The sequence below is a fragment of the Promicromonospora thailandica genome (assembly GCF_024171955.1).
GTDB classification, from domain to species: Bacteria; Actinomycetota; Actinomycetes; order Actinomycetales; family Cellulomonadaceae; genus Promicromonospora; species Promicromonospora thailandica.
Genome location: NZ_JAMTCS010000017.1, coordinates 79412 through 97759, shown reverse-complemented (window position 1 = coordinate 97759; position 18348 = coordinate 79412). Strand labels below are relative to the sequence as shown.

The following is an 18348-nucleotide window of genomic DNA, read 5'->3' as shown; positions in this document are numbered from 1 at the left end:
GGCTCAGGCGTAGAGGGCCTGCACGTCCAGCTCGACCGGGAACGGCACGTCCACCGTGAGGGTGTCGCGGAAGATCCCGGTCGGGACGTAGGTCCGCGTCAGGTCGTCGAGCTCGTAGACGTGGACGGTCGTGACGGAGTCGACGTCGTCCACCCGCCAGAAGTGGCCGATGCCGGCCTCCGCGTACTTACGCGGCTTCACGGCGTTGTCGCGGTGCTGAGACTCCGGGGAGACGACCTCGACGGCGAGAACGACGTCCTTCGCCTCATACCACGTCGCGTCACGGTCGATCGTGGTCGTCGCCGCGATGACGTCCGGTTCCGGCCGGTTGTAGTCGTCCAGCCGGACCGTCATCTCACTGTTGATCTCGAACCCTTCGGGTGCCTGGGCTGCGAGGGTTCGATCGAGGGCGTTGATGACGCGCCGGTGCCAGTTGCGTTGGGGGGACATCATGAAGACGAGGACTCCGTCGATCAGCTCGGTGTGGCGGGGAGCGTCCGGCAGGTTGTCCAGGTCCTCGGCGAGCCAGCCTTCCGGGCGCGGGGGGCGCATCCAGTCGGGGAGCTCGGGCATGGCACCACGGTAGCAACGCCCACCCGGGGTGTCATGGCCCGCTGCCGCCGCTGTCGATCGCACACCTAGAGGATAGCACCTCTAGGTGTCAACGTCTCCGAAACGGCCGCCCGCTAGCCTGTGCCGCGTGCTACCCGAACCGGCCGTCGCGCCGCCCCTGGCCACCGTCCGACCCGCGCGCGTCGCCGGTCCCGCAGTCCGGCGCCCCGCGCCGCGCCCGGTCGCCCGCATCGCGGGGGTCGCCGTGCACCTGCCCGAGCGCACCCGGGACGTCGCCGCGGCCGAGCGCGACCTGCACCGCCGGAACCCGGGCGTGGCCCCGCGCGTGCCGATGGTGTCGCGCCTGACCGGGGTGCGCACGGTGCACGTGGCGGACGACGACCAGCAGGCCTCCGACCTCGCCGTCGTCGCCGCCCGGACGGTCCTGGCGGACGCCGGGCTCGAGCCGCGGGACGTGGACCTGCTGGTCTTCGCGTCCGCGACGCAGGACATGATCGAGCCCGCCACCAGCCACATCGTCGCGGCGAAGCTCGGCGTCACCGCCCCCGTGATGGACGTCAAGAACGCCTGCAACTCGGTGCTCAACGGGATCGAGGTGGCCGAGGCGCTGATCGGCACCGGGCGGTACGGGCGCGTGCTCGTGGCGAGCGGCGAGATGCCCACGCGCGGCGTGCGCTGGGACGTGCCGGACCGGCGCACCTATGCGCTGTCCGCGCCCGGGTACACGATGTCCGACGCCGGGGCGGCCGTGCTCGTCCAGGGCACGGGCACGGGCACGGGCACGGGTACGGCCACGGCCCGCACCGACACCGGGATGGCCGGCCTCGAGGACGAGCTCGCCGCCGAGCTGGCGGTCCTCGCGGACCCGGCCGAGGCGCCGTCGGGCATCCTCGGCTCCGCGTTCGCCGCGGAGTCCCGGCACTGGGACGTCGGCATGCTGCCGGCCGGCGGCACGGTCAACCCGCGCGACCCCGAGCGCAGCTACTTCGAGATCGACGGTTCGCGGCTGCGGGAGGCGTTCCTCGCGATCGGGCCGGGCCCGGTCGGCGAGGCGCTGGAGCGCGCGGGCGTGACGATGGACGACGTCGCGCTGATCGCGGTGCACCAGGTCGCCGTCGGCTACCTCGCGGACGTCCACGAGGCGCTCGGCGTGCCCGCCGACCGCACGATCGTCACCGTGGCCGACCACGGCAACATCGCCTCGGCCACGCTGCCGCTGCAGCTCGTGACCGCCCAGGAGTCGGGTCGGCTGCGGCGGGGTGACGTCGTGCTCCTGCTCGGCCTCGCCGGGGGCATCAGCATGGGCGCCATGGTGGTGCGCTGGTGACCGCCGCACGTGGACCCAGGCCGCGCCTCGCCGTCGTCGTCCCCGCGCTGAACGAGGCCCACGAGCACGGCATCCTGCGCACGCTGGAGGCCCTGCACGCGCAGGAGGACGACGACTTCGACCTCGTCGTGGTGGACAACGGGTCCACGGACGGCACGGCGGACGTCGTGCGCAAGGCCGTCGCCGAGTGGGGGCGGCTGCGCTGGCGCGTGGTCGACGAGCCGCAGAAGGGGACCGGCGCCGCCGCCGACACCGGCATGCGCGTGGCCATCGGCCTGGGGGCCGAGCTCCTGGCCCGGACCGACGCGGACTGCCTGCCCCCGCCGGGCTGGACGCGCGCGGTCCGCGCGGCGTTCGCCACGGGCGACGAGCTCGTCGCGGGCCGCCTCGTGCCGCGCGACGACGACCTGCCCGTCTCCCGGTTCCAGCAGGGCGTGCTGTCGTTCGCGCTGTGGGTGTCGAGCACGTTCGGCAAGGTGCGTCCCGGCAACCAGGACGAGGGCTACCTCGGGCCGTACGTGATGACGCCGGGCTGCAACATGGCGATCACCGCCTCCCTGTACGAGCGGGCCGGCGGGTTCCCGCGCACCCGGATCGAGGACCTGCACGAGGACCGCGCCCTGGTCAACGCCGTGCGGCGGCTGACCACGCGGTACGCCGAGCACCGGGAGGTGTGGGTGCGCGCCTCGACGCGGCGCGTGCACGCGTGGGGGCTGGTGCGCACGCTGGGCTGGTACGCGGACCACCGGTACCGGCCCGAGGTGGTGGACATCCGATGACGGCGGCGCTGCGCTGGGAGGAGCACGTGCAGCGCGCCGCCCACCCCCTGGCCTACCCGGCGATCCGGTCCGCGCGGCGGCGGCCGGTCGTGCGCGTGCCGCGCGTCGGCGTCGTGGTGAGCGACGCCGCGATCGCCCGGGACGTGCTGCTCGACCTGGACCACTTCTCGAAGGTGGGGCCGGGGGCGCCGTCGGACCTGTGGACCCCCGTGCTGGGGCCGTCCGTGCTGCTCAACATGGAGGGTGCCGAGCACGCCGCCCTGCGGCGCACGCTCGGCCCCCTGTTCTCGCCGCGGGCGGTGCGGCAGCTCGTCTCGGCAGGGGCGGACGACGACGGCGTGCTGCCCGACCTGACCCGCAGGCTGGCCGCCGGCGAGGTGGTGGACCTCGCCGCGGTGGTGACGGCGCAGGCCGGCGCCGTCATCTGCGGCATGGTCGGGCTGCCGCCCACGGACCACGCCGTGCGCTCCGCGATGACCGCCGCCCGCACGATCACGGGCATGGTGCGCCTGCACCGGCACGGGCTCACGCGGTCCCAGGTGACGCGGGCGCGCGAGGTGCTGGAGCGGCTGACCACGCCCGCGCGCGCCGCCTACCGGGCGGGCGACCCCGCGACGGTGCCCGGCCGCATGCGCGACCTGGGGCTCTCCGAGCGGGAGGCGATGGGCGCCGTCGGCGCGTTCGTGCTGACCGGCACGGAGACCATCCAGTCGTTCGTGCCGCGGCTCGTGGCCATCGCGCACGACACGGCCTGGACGGCGCGCCTGCTCGGCCCGGACGCGGAGCTGCGGCGGCGCGCCGTCGAGGAGGGGCTGCGCGTCACCGTGCCCACGCCGGCCATGCTGCGGTCGGTGCGGTCCGCGACGTCGGTGGCCGGGGTACCGGTGGCCGCGGGGGACCGCGTGGTGATCGCCACGGTCAACTGCTGCCGCGCGGCCGGGGGCTTCGACCCGGACCGGCCCGTCGACCCCGCCGTGCGCCACCTCTGGTTCGGCGCGGGCCCGCACTTCTGCCTGGGTATGCCGCTGGCGATGGCGCAGGTGGACGCGGTCCTGGACGCGCTCGCGGCCGCCGCGACGGACGGGCGTGTGCCCGTGGTGGGCAGGCGCCGCGCCGAGCGCGGCGTGCTGGTCCCGGCCTACCGCACGCTGGAGCTGCGCCTGGAGGAGGACGCCGCGTGACCCATCTCCTGGACGACCTGCCGGACCTCGCCCGCCGCACGCCCCGCGCGGTGGCGCTGCGCTGGTTCGGCGGCCGCGACGGTTCCCGCGTGCGGGAGGAGCTCACGTTCGGCGACCTCGCGGAGCGCGTCGAGCGGACGGCGGCCGGGCTGCGCGCCCAGGGCCTCGAACCGGGCGACCGCGTGCTGTTCAGCATCCGTCCCCGGCCCGAGGGCGTCGTCCTGTGCCTCGCGATCCTGCGGGCCGGCGGCGCCGTCGTCTTCGTGGACCCCGGCTCGACGCCCGAGCTGTTCGCCGCGCGGATCGCGGCGGCCCGGCCGCGCTGGGCGGCCACCGAGGCGCTCCTGTACGCGGTCTCGTCGGGTCCGCTGCGGGGGGTCGCGCGGTCGCGCGGCCTGCTCCTGCCGGACTACGGGCGGCTCCCGGTGCGGCACCTGTACTCCGGGCCGTGGCTGCCCGGCGTCCCGCGGGGCGCTCGACGGGTTGCCGGCCTGGGGCGCGGCGTGGCGCTCGCGGACGGGTACGACGCCGCGCCCGCCGTGGACCCCGACGCCGTCGCCCTCGTGGTGTTCACGTCGGGTACGACGTCCGACCCGAAGGCGGTGGTGCACACCGCACGCACCTTGGGCGGGATGCTGGGGCTGTTCCGGCAGGTGGGCGACCTGCGGCCGGGTCAGCGCGCGCACACCGACCAGATGTTCCTCGGGCTCCCGGCGGTGCTGGCGGGCGGCACGTGGGAGATCCCGGCGCGGTCGCCCAAGGACGCGCCCGAGGCGTTCGCGCGCGGGGTCGCCGGCGCGGACTCGTCGTTCCTCGTGCCGGCCGACGTGACCGCGCTGCTCGACGTCGTGGAGGCACGGGCGGACGCGGGGGACGGGGCCGCCGTCGGGCCGGCCGTGCTCGCCGTGGGCGCCGCCCCCGTCACGGTGGCGCTGCTCGAACGCGCCCGCCGGGTGCTTCCGGGGACGCGGTGGCTCGCGGTGTACGGGGCCACCGAGATCCTGCCCGCCGCGGTGACGGAGGCCGGCGAGAAGATCGCGGCGGCGGCGGCCGGGGACCTCGTCGGGCGCCCGCTCGACGGGATCGGGGTGCGGGTGGACACGAGCGTGGTCGACCCGCAGGACCAGGGCGCAGGGGACGGCGGTCCCGCCGTCGGCGAGCTGGTGCTCACCGGACCGTCGCTCATGGCGGGCTACCTGGCAGACGTCGACGCCGGCCGACCGCCGGTGACCGAGCACCGCACGGGTGACCTCGCCCACCAGGACGCCGACGGGCGGATCGTGCTGGTGGGCCGCAACCGCGACATGATCATCCGCGGCACGGTGAACATCTACCCGGGCCTGTTCGAGCCCCGGCTGCGCGACCTGCCCGGCGTCGCGGAGGCCGTGCTGGTGGGCGTGCCCGTGCCGGACGGCGACGAGCGCGTGGTGCTGGTGGTGACCGCCGGGGCGGAGCGGGCGTCCGGGGAGCCCACCGCCGGGCCGCCCGTCCGGACGGACACCCCGCTGACCCGGGCCGTGGCGGACCAGGTGGGACGTGTGCTGGACCACGGGGCGCTGCCCGACCTGGTGGTCGAGGCCGCGTACCTGCCGCTCGCCGGACGGTCCCGGAAACCCGACCGTCGCCTGCTGGCCGAGTGGGTGTCACCGGTGACCGGTGACCTGACCGGCAGCTCGACCGGTGGATCGACCGGTAGGGTGCGCGCATGAAGGTGGCTGTGACCGGTTCGTCAGGGTTTGTCGGTGGTGCTGTCGTCCGGGACCTCGCGGCGCACGGGCACGAGGTCGTCGCGTTCTCGCGGCGCGTGCCACGCCTGCCCGAGGAGATCCTCGCGCAGGTCTCCCACCAGTTCTGGGACCTCCGGGACGGCCCGCTGGCCAAGGAGGACCGCCCCGAGCACGTGGACGCCGTGGTGCACTGCGGCGCGGCCGTGGGAGACGGCGGCAGCCACGCGCGGGCCTGGGTCGTCAACGTCGAGGGCACGCGAGCCGTGCGCGAGACGTTCCCGGAGGCGCGGTTCGTGCACGTCTCGTCCGGCAGCGTCTACGACCCGCGCACGCCGAGCGTCGCCGCCACCGAGGCCGAGGCCCCCGCCCACGGCTACCTCAACGCGTACGGGTCCACCAAGGCCGCCGCCGAGCGCTACCTGGCGGCCGACGCCGCGCGCGAGGACCGCGGCCCCGTCGTCGTGCTGCGCCCCCACGCCGTCTACGGCCCGGGCGACACCACGCTGCTGCCGCGCATCGAGTCCGCCGCCGTCGGTGCCTGGCTGCCGCTGCCCGGCGGGGGCCGGGTGCGCCAGCACCTCACCCACGTCGAGACGCTCGCGCGCGCGGTACGGGCCGCCCTGGTCGCCGACGTCGAGCCCGAGATCGCGGCCGGCCGGCCCCTCGTGGCCAACGTGGCCGACGCCCACCCCGTCGACCTCGACGAGACCCTCGAGCTGCTCATGTTCGCCCGGTTCCGGCCGGTGCAGGTGGTGGGCATCCCCGTGCCGCTGGCCCGCGCGCTCGCCTGGGCCGGCGAGCGTCTGGCCCGGTGGACGGGACGCGAACCCCGCCTGTCGCGCTACGCGATCAGCCACCTCGCCATGGAGCGCACCTATGACCTCACCGTGCTGCGCGAACGGCTCGGCGTGGACCCCGCGCCCACGTCGCTGCACGGCGCGATGACCTGGTAGCGCCGATGACCCCGGGGAACGACGCCGCCATCGAGACGCTCGGGCTGCGCAAGACGTACCGCACGCTGCACGGGCGCGCCGTGGGCGTCGACCGGCTCGACCTCCGGGTCCCGTCCGGCGGCCTGCACGCCCTCCTCGGCGCGCCGGGATCCGGCCGGACGACGACGCTCCGCCTGCTCACCGGCCTGGCCCGGGCCGACAGCGGCGCCATCAAGATCTTCGGCGTGCCCGTGCCCGACGGGCTGCCCGAGCTCGCGGGCCGCATCGGCGCCGTCGTCGGCGAACCCGGGTTCGAGGCCACGCTGAGCGGCGCCCGCAACCTCGCGCTCCTCGCCGGCGCGGCCCGTGTGCCACGCTCCCGCGTCGACGAGGTGCTCGCCCGCGTCGTGCTCACCGACCGCGCCAAGGCCGCCTACGGCACCTACTCCCCGCACGAGTCCCGTCGGCTGGCGCTCGCGGCCGCGCTGTTGCGCGCCCCCGACCTCCTGGTGGTCGACGAGCCGACGGCCGGGCTCGACGCCGTCGGCACCCGCGAGATGCGGCAGGCGCTGCGCCGCCTGGCCGACCAGGGCACGACGGTGCTGGTCGCGACCGGTGTGCTCGCGGAGGCACAGCAGATCGCCGACACGGTCACGGTGCTCGACGGCGGCCGCGCCCTCGCCCAGGGCGCCGTTCCCGACCTGCTCGGCGACGCCGCCGTCACCGTGCGCGTGCGGCTGGACGACCCCGCCAAGGGTGCGACGGTGCTGCGCGCCGCAGGCTTCGCGGTGCGTTCCGGCGGCGACGTGCTGCACGTGGACGCCGTCACCGAGCCGGCCGACATCACGCGGGCGCTGGCCAGGCAGAAGCTCTTCCCGGCCGAGCTGGTGCCGCAGCGGGAGGACCTGGGGGCGGTCGTCGGGCGGCTGCGCCCGGTGGTGCCGCCTGCGCCGAAGCCTCTCAGCCGGGCCGAGGAGCGGGCGGAGCGGCGGCGTGCCGCCCGCCAGGCCGCGGAGCGGAAGAAGGCGGCCGACCAGCGCAAGGCCGCCAAGGCGGCCGTCGCTGCGCAGGCCGCGGCACAGGCTCGGGCGGCGCAGAAGGAGGCCGCCGAGAAGGCCGCTGCGCAGGAACGGGCGGCCGCCAAGGCCGCGGCGAAGGCGGGCGCGGCGGAGGCGGGCGCGGCGGAGGCGGGCGCGGCGGAGGCGAAGGCCGCGCGGAAGGTGACGGGGGGCGGGTCGAAGGGCGACGCGAAGGCGGTGCCGCCGAAGCCTGCGCCGCCCGCGTCGAAGGGCCCGGGCAAGGCGGCTCGGCAGGAGGGCGCGCCCGGGGCGGCGACCGCGGGCCCGGCTCCGGCCGCGAAGCCCTCGGCGGTCGACGAGCCACCGCGGCAGTCGCTGCTCGCCCGGCGGCGCGCGGAGTTCGACGCCAAGGTCGCCAAGCGGCAGGCGGCCGCCGAGACGCGGATCGCCCAGCGGCAGGAGGCCGCGGACGCCAAGGCCGCCCGGAAGCAGGAGGCCGCGGACGCCAAGGCGGCGCGCAAGCAGGAGGCCGCCGACGCCAAGGCGGCGCGCAAGCAGGAGGCCGCCGACGCCAGGTCCGCCCGGAAGAAGGGCGGCGCTGACACCGGACCGACAGGCACGACGGGCACGGACGCGAAGAAGGCCGCGGACGCGAAGGACACCGTGGACGCCAAGGCCGAGGGGACACGATGACGGGGCTGGTGTGGTCGGAGCTGGTCCGGTTCGCCGGGCGGGCGGCGATCGGGTGGGTTGCCGCGGCGATGCTGCTGCACGTCGTGCTGGTCGTGGCTCTGCTGGCCGCGGGCGTGGACCTGCCGACGCCGGCCGTGGTGGTCGGCCCGGGCACCGTCCCGGTGCAGGCGCTGGGGTCGGTCGCGCTGGCCCTCATGGCGGGCGTGCTGCTGGTGACGGGGGATGCGGCCCAGGGCGGCACACGCGCGGTCCTGACCGTCGAGCCGCGCCGGGGCCGCGTGTACTGGAGCAAGGTGGCCGCCGCGGGGATCGCCGTCGTGCCCGGGGTTGCGGTCGCGTACGCGCTGCTGGTCTCCGGGACGTACGCCGTGGGGGCGCGCGCGGAGGGGCTCGGCGCGCCGTCGGCCGAGATCGTGCGCGAGCTGTCCTGGGGCGGTGCCCGGACGGTCGGGCTCGCGCTGTGCGCGGCGGCCGCGGGGGCGGCGCTCGGGCTGCTGGCCCGGCGCTGGTGGGCGGTGCTCGCGCTGGTCACCGGCGGGGTCGTGGCCGATCGCGCGGCCGCGGCAGCAGCCCGAGGCACGGCGGAGCTGCCGTCGGCGTGGTCCGGGCTCGGCCCAGCGCTCCTGGCGCTGCCGCCCGCGCAGGCCACGCTCGCGCTGCTCGGGAGCACCGCCGCCGTGACCCTGCTCGGGGCCGTCGTGTTCCGCCGCAGGGACGTGCCGTAGCCGGCGGGCGCCCGGTCCTCGTCTCGGATGGTGGGACCTTTGGCCCGCTGGATGACACCGGCCGGGATTCGGCGTAACGTGCTGCGCGTGCAGACGATCATTCTCGTAGTACTTCCTGAGCGCGCGGCCTAGGCCCAGCACAGGCATCGTCCGCGCGCTCACCCTGGCAGTCCTTCTCATCAGAGGACCCGGGGTTTTTTTGTTGTCACGAACGCTCGCTTTCGCCCCGGGGACGGGGCGCGACGGCAGGAGATCCGCATGACCGGCACACCGACACCCGCACAGATCGCCGCGCGCGCAGAGGCGCGTGACCAGGTGCGCACCGAGCTTCGGTCCCGCGTAGGCGGCAAGGCCGAGATCGAGACGGCCGCGCCCCGGGTCGGACCGGAGGAGGTCACGGGCGCGCAGTCGATCGTCCGCTCGCTCGAGGAGGTCGGGGCGGACGTCGTCTTCGGCATTCCCGGCGGCGCGATCCTGCCCACCTACGACCCGCTCATGGACTCCGCCAAGCTCCGGCACATCCTCGTGCGGCACGAGCAGGGTGGCGGCCACGCGGCGTCCGGCTACGCGCACGCGACCGGCCGGGTCGGGGTGACCATGGCGACGTCGGGCCCCGGCGCCACCAACCTGGTGACGCCCATCGCGGACGCCAACATGGACTCGATCCCGCTCGTGGCGATCACCGGCCAGGTGGGCGCGTCCGCGATCGGGACCGACGCGTTCCAGGAGGCCGACATCGTCGGCATCACGATGCCGATCACCAAGCACTCCTACCTGATCACCGACCCGGCCGAGATCCCCCGCACCATCGCGGAGGCGTTCCACATCGCCTCCACGGGACGCCCGGGCCCGGTGCTGGTGGACATCGCGAAGTCGGCGATGCAGTCGCGCACCACGTTCTCGTGGCCGCAGGAGCTGAACCTGCCGGGCTACCACCCCGTGACCAAGCCGCACTCGAAGCAGATCCGCGAGGCCGCGAAGCTGCTGGCCACCGCCCGCCGGCCCGTCCTGTACGTGGGCGGCGGCGTGATCCGCGCGGGTGCCTCCGAGCTGCTGCGCCAGCTCGTGGACCTGTCCGGCGCGCCCGTGGTGACCACGCTGATGGCGCGCGGGGCGGTGCCCGACAGCCACCCGCAGCACCTGGGCATGCCCGGCATGCACGGCACGGTCCCGGCGGTCGCGGCCCTGCAGAAGGCGGACCTGGTCTTCGCGCTCGGCGCCCGGTTCGACGACCGCGTGACGGGCAAGCTGTCGAGCTTCGCCCCGCTGGCGACGGTCATCCACGCGGACATCGACCCCGCCGAGATCGGCAAGAACCGCGAGGCGGACGTGCCGATCGTGGGCGACCTGCGCGAGGTCATCGGCGACCTGCTGCCCGAGCTGGCCCGGGAGCACGAGGAGCAGGGCCGGCCCGACGTCGAGGGCTGGTGGCGGCAGCTCGACGACTGGCGCCGCACCTACCCGCGCGGCTACACCGAGACGGCGGACGGCCTGCTGTCGCCGCAGCACGTGATCCAGCGCCTCGGCGAGCTGACCGGTCCCGAGGCGATCTACGTCGCCGGCGTGGGGCAGCACCAGATGTGGGCCGCGCAGTTCATCAGCTACGAGCACCCGAACACGTGGATCAACTCCGGTGGCCTCGGCACGATGGGCTACTCGATCCCCGCTGCCATGGGCGCCAAGGTGGGCCAGCCGGACCGGACGGTCTGGGCCGTGGACGGCGACGGCTGCTTCCAGATGACCAACCAGGAGCTGGCGACCTGCACCATCAACGACATCCCCATCAAGGTGGCGCTGATCAACAACAGCTCGCTGGGCATGGTGCGGCAGTGGCAGACGCTGTTCTACGAGTCGCGCTACTCCAACACCGACCTGCACACGGGGCACGGCACCATGCGGGTGCCCGACTTCGTGAAGCTCGCCGACGCGTACGGCTGCGAGGGCATCCGCGTGGAGCACGCCTCCGACGTCGACGCCGCCATCAAGCGGGCCAACGAGATCGACGACCGGCCCGTGGTCGTGGACTTCACCGTCTCGCGCGACGCGATGGTGTGGCCCATGGTCGCCGCCGGCGTGAGCAACGACGACATCCAGTACGCACGCGGCATCTCGCCGGCGTGGGACCGAGAAGACTGAGCGAGGACTGACTCCCATGTCGAGGCACACCCTGTCCGTGCTCGTGGAGAACAAGCCCGGCGTGCTCACGCGCGTCGCCGGACTGTTCGCCCGGCGCGCGTTCAACATCCACTCCCTGGCCGTCGGCCCCACCGAGCACGAGGAGATCTCGCGCATCACCGTGGTCGTCGACGTCGAGGAACACCCCCTGGAACAGGTCACGAAGCAGCTCAACAAGCTGGTCCACGTGATCAAGATCGTCGAGCTCGAGCCCGAGTCGTCGGTGCACCGCGAGCTGCTGCTCGTCAAGGTGCGGGCCGACGCCGCCACCCGGACCGGGGTGCTCGAGGTCGTCGAGATGTTCCGGGCGCGCGTCGTCGACGTCGTGCCGGACGCCGTGGTCATCGAGTCCACGGGCCCGGCGGCGAAGCTCGACGCCCTGCTCGCGGCGCTGGAACCGTACGGTGTCCGTGAGATCGTCAAGTCCGGGATGCTGGCCGTCGGCCGCGGTTCCCGGTCCATCACGGACCGTGCGTTCGAGCGCGCCGTCCGGTCCGCCTGAAGACCACCCCTCGTCCCGCCTTCCGGGACATGTTTCACCAGTGAATCGAATCCAAGGAGCAAGTACCGTGGCTGAGCTGTTCTACGACGACGACGCCGACCTGTCGGTCATCCAGCAGAAGAAGGTTGCGGTGATCGGCTACGGCAGCCAGGGTCACGCGCACGCCCTGAACCTGCGCGACTCCGGCGTCCAGGTGACCGTCGGCCTGCGCGAGGGCTCCGCGTCCCGCGAGAAGGCCGAGAACGAGGGCCTCGCCGTCGCGACCGTGCCGGACGCCGTGCGCGACGCCGACGTGGTCGTCATCCTCGCGCCGGACCAGGTGCAGCGGCACCTGTACGCCGACGACATCGCGCCGAACCTCAAGGAGGGCGCTGCCCTCGTCTTCGGGCACGGCTTCAACATCCGCTACGGCTACATCAAGCCCGAGGCCGGCCACGACGTGCTCATGGTCGCCCCCAAGGGCCCGGGCCACATCGTGCGCCGCGAGTTCGCCGACGGCCGTGGCGTGCCGGTGATCGTCGCGGTGGAGCAGGACGCGTCCGGCACCGCCTGGGACCTGGCCCTCTCGTACGCCAAGGGCATCGGCGGCCTGCGCGCCGGCGGCATCAAGACCACGTTCACCGAGGAGACCGAGACCGACCTGTTCGGCGAGCAGGCCGTGCTGTGCGGCGGCGCCTCGCAGCTGGTCCAGTACGGCTTCGAGACGCTGACCGAGGCCGGCTACCAGCCGGAGGTCGCGTACTTCGAGGTGCTGCACGAGCTCAAGCTGATCGTCGACCTGATGATCGAGGGCGGCATCGCCAAGCAGCGCTGGTCCGTCTCGGACACCGCCGAGTACGGCGACTACGTGTCCGGCCCGCGCGTCATCGACCCGCGCGTCAAGGAGAACATGAAGGCCGTGCTGGCCGACATCCAGGACGGCACGTTCGCGGCCCGCTTCATCGCGGACCAGGACGCGGGCGCCCCGGAGTTCAAGGAGCTGCGCGCCAAGGGTGAGCAGCACCCGATCGAGGCGACCGGCCGCGAGCTGCGCAAGATGTTCTCGTGGATCAAGCCGGCGGACTCCGACTACGTCGAGGGTTCGGCCGCGCGCTGACCCCCCGCCGAGGTGGTCACCTGGCGAGAGTCATCTGGCCAGGCGACCACCTCGGCGCTCCGCGAGGAGCGGCACCGCCACGCCGACCAGCGTCAGGGCCGCGCCCACGAAGGTCGCCACACCCGGCGGCGTCGCCCCCGGCGTCACGAGGTCGAGCACCAGCGCCGCGACGATCTGCCCGGCGATCATGCCGAGGCTGAGCAGCAGCACCCCGATGCGGTGCACGATCGCGGCGGACAGCGCGATGAAGGCGATGCCGATGAGCCCGCCGACGTAGAGCAGCGGGTTGGCGGGGAACGTGCCGTGGGGCAGCCCCTCGGCCAGCACGGACACGCCGAGCGCGACCGCCAGCACCACGGTGCCCACCAGGAAGTTCACGAGGGTCGCGGCGAGCACGTCGTCCGCGGCGGCGCGCACGTGGCCGTTGACCGCCTGCTGCCAGGCCGACCCGACGCCCGCCAGGAGCGGGAGCACCGCGAGCCCCAGGGCCGACGGCGAGCCGAGCCCGCCCGAGACCGCGACGGCGACCGCCACCACCGTGAGCACGGGGCCGACGGCGCGCGGGAACGTCACCAGCCGCACCCCGCCCGGACCGAGGCCGAGCCGGTCGACGACGACCGAGCCGACGGACTGGCCCGTCACGAAGGCGACGATGAAGGTGGCGACCCCCAGGGCGCCGACGGTCAGCCCCTGGGTCGCGACGAAGAACCCGCCGGCCGCGCCTCCGAGCGCCTGCCACGGGCGCAGCCGCCCCGCGCGCAGCGCGCCACCGACCCGCCGCATGCCGGCCCGGGCGCGCCGGGAGACGAGCAGCGCGAGGCCCAGCAGCACCAGGCCCGACCCGAACGACACGACCGCGGCGAGGTAGCCGCTGCCGACGTGGTCGGCGAGCGACCCGTTGACGCGGCTCTGCACGGCGACCGCCGCACCGCCGACCGTCGCGAGGAGCACGCCGAGCACGGGTCGGCCGTCGGGCCGACCGTCCCGGGGGCCGGTAGGGGCGGACGGGGCGGCGGCAGGCACGGCGGTCGGCGCGGTCGTGGGCATCCCTCGAGTCTAGGAACAGCGGTTGCCCCGGGCAGCAGAGCGGGCCTGTCGGTCTCGTCACAGGCCCGGACGCGGAGCGGCGCCCGGCCTGGACGAACCAGGCCGGGCGCCGCCGCGGGGGAGGGTCAGCTCGTGAGCGCGTCCACCCAGTCCTGGTTGTCCGCGATCCAGGCCTCGACGCCGGCTGCCGGGTCGTCGGGGTTCTGGTTGACCACCTGGTCCTCCAGGCTGCCGTACTGCTCGTCGTCCAGCTTCGCGGCCGACATCATCGCGGCGACGTCCGGGAACTCCTCGCTGAAGCCGGCGGTGGCGAGCTCGTGCAGGCCCTCCGGCTCGCCGAGCGCACCCTTGGGGTCCTCGAGGTCGCGCACCGGGAACGTGTTGTTCGCCCAGAAGGGCCGCCACAGCGTGACGACGATGTCCTCCTCGGCCTGGACCGCCTCGTCGAGGGCGTTCAGCATGGCCGGCGTCGACGACGTCTGCAGCTCCCAGCCGTCCTCGTCGAGCCCGTACTGCGGGATGACCTGCTCCTGCGTCGCCTTGGTCAGGCCCGCGCCCGCCTCGATGCCGACGATCGTGCCGTCGTAGTCCGCCGCCTTGCCCACCAGGTCCTCGATGGACCGCAGCTCGGAGTACTCCGGAACCGCGATGGTCAGCTTGGCGTCGTCGTAGTACGCGCCGAGGTCCTCGATGTCGTCGCCGTACTCGTCCATGTACGACTTGTGCGTGACCTCGGGCCACGCGGAGGGGTACACGTCGATGTCGCCCTCGGCGAGACCCGTGTACAGCGGTGCGGCGTCGTTGATCTCCTCGATCTCCACGGTGTAGCCGTCCGCCTCGAGGATGTTCTTCCACAGGTAGGCGGTGCTCAGGCCGTCCGTCCACGAGGGGATGATGCCCAGCGTGATGGTCTGGTCGCTCGCGCCGTCGCCGCTGCCCTCGCTCGAGCCGCAGGCCGCCAGGCTCAGTCCGAGGCCGAGCGCCAGCGTGGCCGCTCCGATCCGCTTTCCGGTCGTGCCGATCATCGGTTTCCTTCCGTTTCGTATGTGTCAGACGCGTTCTGTAGGGGTACTGGTGGGGGTAGAGGTCCGGGGGCGCGTGAACCGGTCGCGCAGCTCCCGGAGACGACCGCGGCCCGGCCGCCGGGTGCCGACTGCGCCGGTGAGCCGGTCGAGGAAGATCGCCAGGATGACCACGGAGATGCCGGCGTTGAAGCCGAGCGACATGTTGAGGGTCGAGATGGCGCCCACCACCTCGTTGCCCAGGCCGCCGCCACCCACGAGGCCCGCGATGACCGCCATCGACAGGGCGAGCATGATCACCTGGTTCACGCCGGCCATGACGGTCGGCATCGCCAGCGGGAGCTGGATGTCCTTGAGGATCTGCCGGGGTCCGGCGCCGAAGGCCTGACCGGCCTCGACCACCTCGCCGTCGACCTGCCGGATGCCCAGCTCGGTGAGCCGCACGGCCGGCGGCAGCGCGAAGATCACCGTGGCGACCAGCGCGCCGGCCACACCGATGCTGAACAGCTTGAGCACCGGCAGCAGCCAGACCATGCCGGGCATGGTCTGCATGAAGTCCATGACGGGCTTCGCGATGCGGCTGGCCACCGGCGAGCGGGCCGCGAGGATGCCCAGCGGGATGCCGAGCACCAGGGCCACGACGGTCGCCACCACCACCAGCGCGAGGGTCTCCATCGCGGGTTCCCACATGTCCATGCCGATGATGACGACCAGGCCCACGAGGGAGCCCAGGCCGAGCTTCCAGTTGCGCACGAGCCAGCCGAGCAGCGCCAGCACGATCGCGACCACGAGCGGGTCGGGGGCGAGCAGCAGGTCGGAGATCGAGTCGATCGAGCCGGTGACGACGTCCCCGATGACGTCGAAGACGTCGTCGAAGGTCTCCTTGAACCAGGTGAACCCGGTCTCGAGCCAGGTGCCGATCGGGATGGACGGCACGACCGACAGGGCGGGGGTGGGCTCAGGCACGGGCTGCCTCCGTCTCGGTCGTGGGCTCGGTCGTGGGCTCGGTCGTGGGATCGGTCTGGCTCAGCGCCGCCAGCAGCGTGATGCGGGGGACGACGCCGAGGAGCCGGCCGGCGTCGTCGACCACCGCGATCGCGGGGGTCTCGGCGGCGGGCCCGAACAGGTCGGCGAGCGACGTGTCGGGGGAGACGCGGGCGCCGTCGGCCACCGGGCGCAGGAGGCTCGTGATGTCCGGGCGGTCAAGGTTCCGGCCCACCTCGTCCTCGGTGACGTAACCGCGCAGCGTGCGGTCGCGTCCGGTGACGAACAGGGTGGGGAGCTGGTGCTCGCGCATCAGCTTGTGCGCGGCGCGCGGCCCCTGCTCGGACCGCAGGACGGCGGCCGGCGGCTCCATGACGGAGGACGCGGTCAGCACCCGGGTGCGGTCGACGTCGGCGACGAACTGCGCGACGTAGTCGTTGGCCGGGTCCGTGAGGATCTCCTCGGCCGTGCCGATCTGGACGATCCGCCCGTTGCGCATCATGGCGATCCGGTCGCCGATGCGCATGGCCTCGTTGAGGTCGTGCGTGATGAACAGGATCGTCTTGCCGAGCTTCTGCTGCAGCTCGATGAGCTGGTCCTGCATGTCCCGGCGGATCAGGGGGTCGAGGGCGCTGAACGCCTCGTCCATGAGCAGGATGTCGGTGTCGGCGGCGAGCGCGCGGGCCAGGCCGACGCGCTGCTGCATGCCGCCGGAGAGCTCGCCCGGCAGGTGGTCGTCCCAGCCGGTCAGGCCGCACAGCTCCAGCGCCTCGTGGGCCCGGGCCCGGCGCTCCGCCTTGCCCACGCCCTGGGCCTCCAGGCCGTAGGCGGCGTTGTCGAGCACGGTGCGGTGGGGGAAGAGCGCGAAGTGCTGGAAGACCATGCTGATGCGCTCGCGGCGCAGGCGGCGCAGGTCCTTCCCCGTGGCGGCGGTGATGTTCTCGCCGTACAGCTCCACGTGCCCGGCGGTGGGCGGGTGCAGGCCGTTGATCATGCGGATCAGCGTCGACTTGCCGGACCCGGACAGGCCCATGACCACGAAGATCTCGCCCTCGTCGACGGTGAACGACGCGTCGATCACCGCGGGCGTCAGGCCCGCGGCCGTCAGCTCCTTCGCGTCCGTTCCCGCCTCCAGTCTCCGGACGCCCTCGCGGCCCTTGCGGCCGAACACTTTGTACAGGTGGTGTGCCTCGATGGCTGGCACGCAGACCCCTCGTCTTGGCAATGGGACAGGTCCGGGAGGTCCCGGACGGCACGCCCTCGCGGACGTGAACCGTCGTTCACCTGACCATGTCCGGACGCACGCACGCAAACCAGGTAAGCGTTCGTTATCGGATCGTTCAGTTTTCTGCATGTGCCTCGTGGCCTCGTCCGAGGCGGGTGGTTAGGGCAGGATGTCCCCGTGAACCACGACGCGAACCCGCAGGCCGCGGGCGACGAGCCGGCACCCTTCGACCCCGCGACCTTCGACCCCGAGGCGGTCCCGGCGCAGGACGCGGAGCTGGCCGCCGAGGTCCTCGACTTCTGGGCCGCCACCCGGCAGTACGCCGGCATGGCGAAGGCGAGCATCGTCGTCGGCCACACGGTGAACGAGACCGTGCCGCCGCCGGCGTGGTCGTTCGGGGACGAGCCGGAGCTCGCCGAGCGGCTGCTCGAGGCGGTCCTGGCGGGGGACAAGACGGCGACGTCGTCGGCCCTGTGGGACTACGAGGACGAGGGCGTGCCGCAGCCCGTGCCCGGTGAGCTGTCCATCATCCTCGACGGCGAGGGGCACCCCCGGGCGCTCATCCGCACCACGAGCGTGGAGTCCGTGCCGTTCGACGAGGTGGACGAGGACTTCGCGGCCGCGGAGGGCGAGGACGACCGCACGCTCGAGTCCTGGCGCGCGGGCCACGAGGCCTACTTCCGCCGGACGCTCGGCGAGGGCCGCGAGTTCACCCCGGACATGCCGCTGGTGTGCGAGCGGTTCGAGCTGCTCTACCCCAAGCCCTGACCCGTCATCCGGACACGGCCAGACGCCGGTCGATGCCCGTCCCTCGGTCGGGGTCGCTCCCGCGCACATGGATCTCCGTGCTCTCCACGACGGCCCGGTAGAGCCTCAGGTCGGCAGCACCGCTGAGCTCCTCGACGCCGAAGGCCCGTGCGGTACCGGGCTGCGACGCGAACGCCACGGCGACGGCGGCGGCGAGCTCGGCGTCGGGCACCCGGGCCGCCGTCGCGCCGAGGTAGACGGCCGCCACCTCGGGACCGGGCTCGACGTGCGAGTCGAAGACCACGATCTCGACGCGCGGCCGCGCGTCGAGGTTGCGGGAGTGCCGCGCCTCAGGGGACGAGACCCAGTAGAGCTCGCGGTAGCCGGCGTGGTTGTAGAACACCGGCGAGACGCGCGGCGTGCCGTCCGGCTGGGTGGTGCCGAGCACCATGAAGTGGTTGGCGTCGAGGACGCGGTGCGCGATGTCGAGAGGCTCCATGGGGAGTGGACGACCGCCCGCGTACGGAGTCATCGGGGAGTGTCAGTGCCTCGGCCTACGGTGGGGGTCTCGGCCGGGTGGCCGGGCTTCGACGA

General features: G+C 73.9%; 17 protein-coding genes. 11 read left to right on the top strand and 6 right to left on the bottom strand.

Going from position 1 to position 18348, the window contains the following annotated elements:
• Positions 1–3: 3 nt before the first annotated feature.
• Positions 4–573: a Uma2 family endonuclease gene (locus APR03_RS23840; protein ID WP_253839779.1), complete on the bottom strand. Its 570-nt coding sequence runs from the start codon at positions 571–573 to the stop codon at positions 4–6.
• Between the two features lie 127 nt (positions 574–700).
• Between APR03_RS23840 and APR03_RS23835 the strand changes: the two genes are divergently transcribed.
• The 10 genes from APR03_RS23835 to ilvC all read left to right on the top strand — a co-directional run bounded on the left by APR03_RS23835 (position 701) and on the right by ilvC (position 12729).
• A complete protein-coding gene (locus APR03_RS23835; protein WP_253839777.1) occupies positions 701–1900 on the top strand; it encodes a 3-oxoacyl-ACP synthase III family protein in 1200 nt (399 codons plus the stop codon).
• On the top strand, positions 1897–2679 hold the full coding sequence (locus APR03_RS23830) for a glycosyltransferase family 2 protein (protein WP_253839775.1): 783 nt from the start codon (positions 1897–1899) through the stop codon (positions 2677–2679). The genes APR03_RS23835 and APR03_RS23830 overlap by 4 nt, the downstream gene beginning before the upstream one ends.
• Positions 2676–3860, top strand: coding sequence for a cytochrome P450 (locus APR03_RS23825; protein ID WP_253839773.1), 1185 nt, complete (start codon positions 2676–2678; stop codon positions 3858–3860). The genes APR03_RS23830 and APR03_RS23825 overlap by 4 nt, the downstream gene beginning before the upstream one ends.
• A complete protein-coding gene (locus tag APR03_RS23820; RefSeq protein WP_253839771.1) occupies positions 3857–5569 on the top strand; it encodes a class I adenylate-forming enzyme family protein in 1713 nt (570 codons plus the stop codon). The genes APR03_RS23825 and APR03_RS23820 overlap by 4 nt, the downstream gene beginning before the upstream one ends.
• Entirely contained in the window at positions 5566–6540 is a 975-nt protein-coding gene (locus APR03_RS23815) for an NAD-dependent epimerase/dehydratase family protein (RefSeq protein WP_253839770.1), read from the top strand. Before APR03_RS23820 ends, APR03_RS23815 begins: the two co-directional genes overlap by 4 nt.
• Positions 6541–6545: 5 nt before the next feature.
• Positions 6546–8231: an ATP-binding cassette domain-containing protein gene (locus tag APR03_RS25080; RefSeq protein WP_275977949.1), complete on the top strand. Its 1686-nt coding sequence runs from the start codon at positions 6546–6548 to the stop codon at positions 8229–8231.
• Positions 8228–8956 (top strand): hypothetical protein, encoded by a 729-nt coding sequence (locus tag APR03_RS25075; RefSeq protein WP_275977948.1) that lies wholly within the window; start codon positions 8228–8230, stop codon positions 8954–8956. Before APR03_RS25080 ends, APR03_RS25075 begins: the two co-directional genes overlap by 4 nt.
• 258 nt (positions 8957–9214) lie before the next feature.
• On the top strand, positions 9215–11092 hold the full coding sequence (locus APR03_RS23800; protein ID WP_253839769.1) for an acetolactate synthase large subunit: 1878 nt from the start codon (positions 9215–9217) through the stop codon (positions 11090–11092).
• A 16-nt stretch (positions 11093–11108) separates the two neighbouring features.
• Complete coding sequence (gene ilvN, locus APR03_RS23795) at positions 11109–11633, top strand: acetolactate synthase small subunit (protein WP_253839768.1); 525 nt, start codon at positions 11109–11111, stop codon at positions 11631–11633.
• A 67-nt stretch (positions 11634–11700) separates the two neighbouring features.
• On the top strand, positions 11701–12729 hold the full coding sequence (gene ilvC / locus APR03_RS23790; RefSeq protein ID WP_253839767.1) for a ketol-acid reductoisomerase: 1029 nt from the start codon (positions 11701–11703) through the stop codon (positions 12727–12729).
• Positions 12730–12759: 30 nt separating this feature from the next.
• Here ilvC and APR03_RS23785 read toward each other — a convergent pair whose 3' ends face one another.
• The 4 genes from APR03_RS23785 to APR03_RS23770 all read right to left on the bottom strand — a co-directional run bounded on the left by APR03_RS23785 (position 12760) and on the right by APR03_RS23770 (position 16986).
• On the bottom strand, positions 12760–13776 hold the full coding sequence (locus APR03_RS23785; RefSeq protein ID WP_253839766.1) for a DMT family transporter: 1017 nt from the start codon (positions 13774–13776) through the stop codon (positions 12760–12762).
• Between the two features lie 125 nt (positions 13777–13901).
• Positions 13902–14801 (bottom strand): glycine betaine ABC transporter substrate-binding protein, encoded by a 900-nt coding sequence (locus tag APR03_RS23780; RefSeq protein WP_253839765.1) that lies wholly within the window; start codon positions 14799–14801, stop codon positions 13902–13904.
• A gap of 24 nt (positions 14802–14825) precedes the next feature.
• Positions 14826–15764, bottom strand: a complete 939-nt coding sequence (locus tag APR03_RS23775) for an ABC transporter permease (protein WP_253839763.1) — start codon at positions 15762–15764, stop codon at positions 14826–14828.
• The gene (locus APR03_RS23770; RefSeq protein WP_253839761.1) at positions 15757–16986 is read right to left on the bottom strand and encodes a quaternary amine ABC transporter ATP-binding protein; all 1230 of its coding nucleotides are present in this window, start codon (positions 16984–16986) and stop codon (positions 15757–15759) included. The genes APR03_RS23775 and APR03_RS23770 overlap by 8 nt, the downstream gene beginning before the upstream one ends.
• Positions 16987–17184: 198 nt before the next feature.
• On the opposite strand from APR03_RS23770, the gene APR03_RS23765 reads away from it, so the two are divergent.
• On the top strand, positions 17185–17775 hold the full coding sequence (locus APR03_RS23765) for an ASCH domain-containing protein (protein WP_253839759.1): 591 nt from the start codon (positions 17185–17187) through the stop codon (positions 17773–17775).
• Between the two features lie 4 nt (positions 17776–17779).
• Here APR03_RS23765 and APR03_RS23760 read toward each other — a convergent pair whose 3' ends face one another.
• Positions 17780–18253, bottom strand: coding sequence for a pyridoxamine 5'-phosphate oxidase family protein (locus APR03_RS23760; protein ID WP_253839757.1), 474 nt, complete (start codon positions 18251–18253; stop codon positions 17780–17782).
• Positions 18254–18348: the final 95 nt, after the last annotated feature.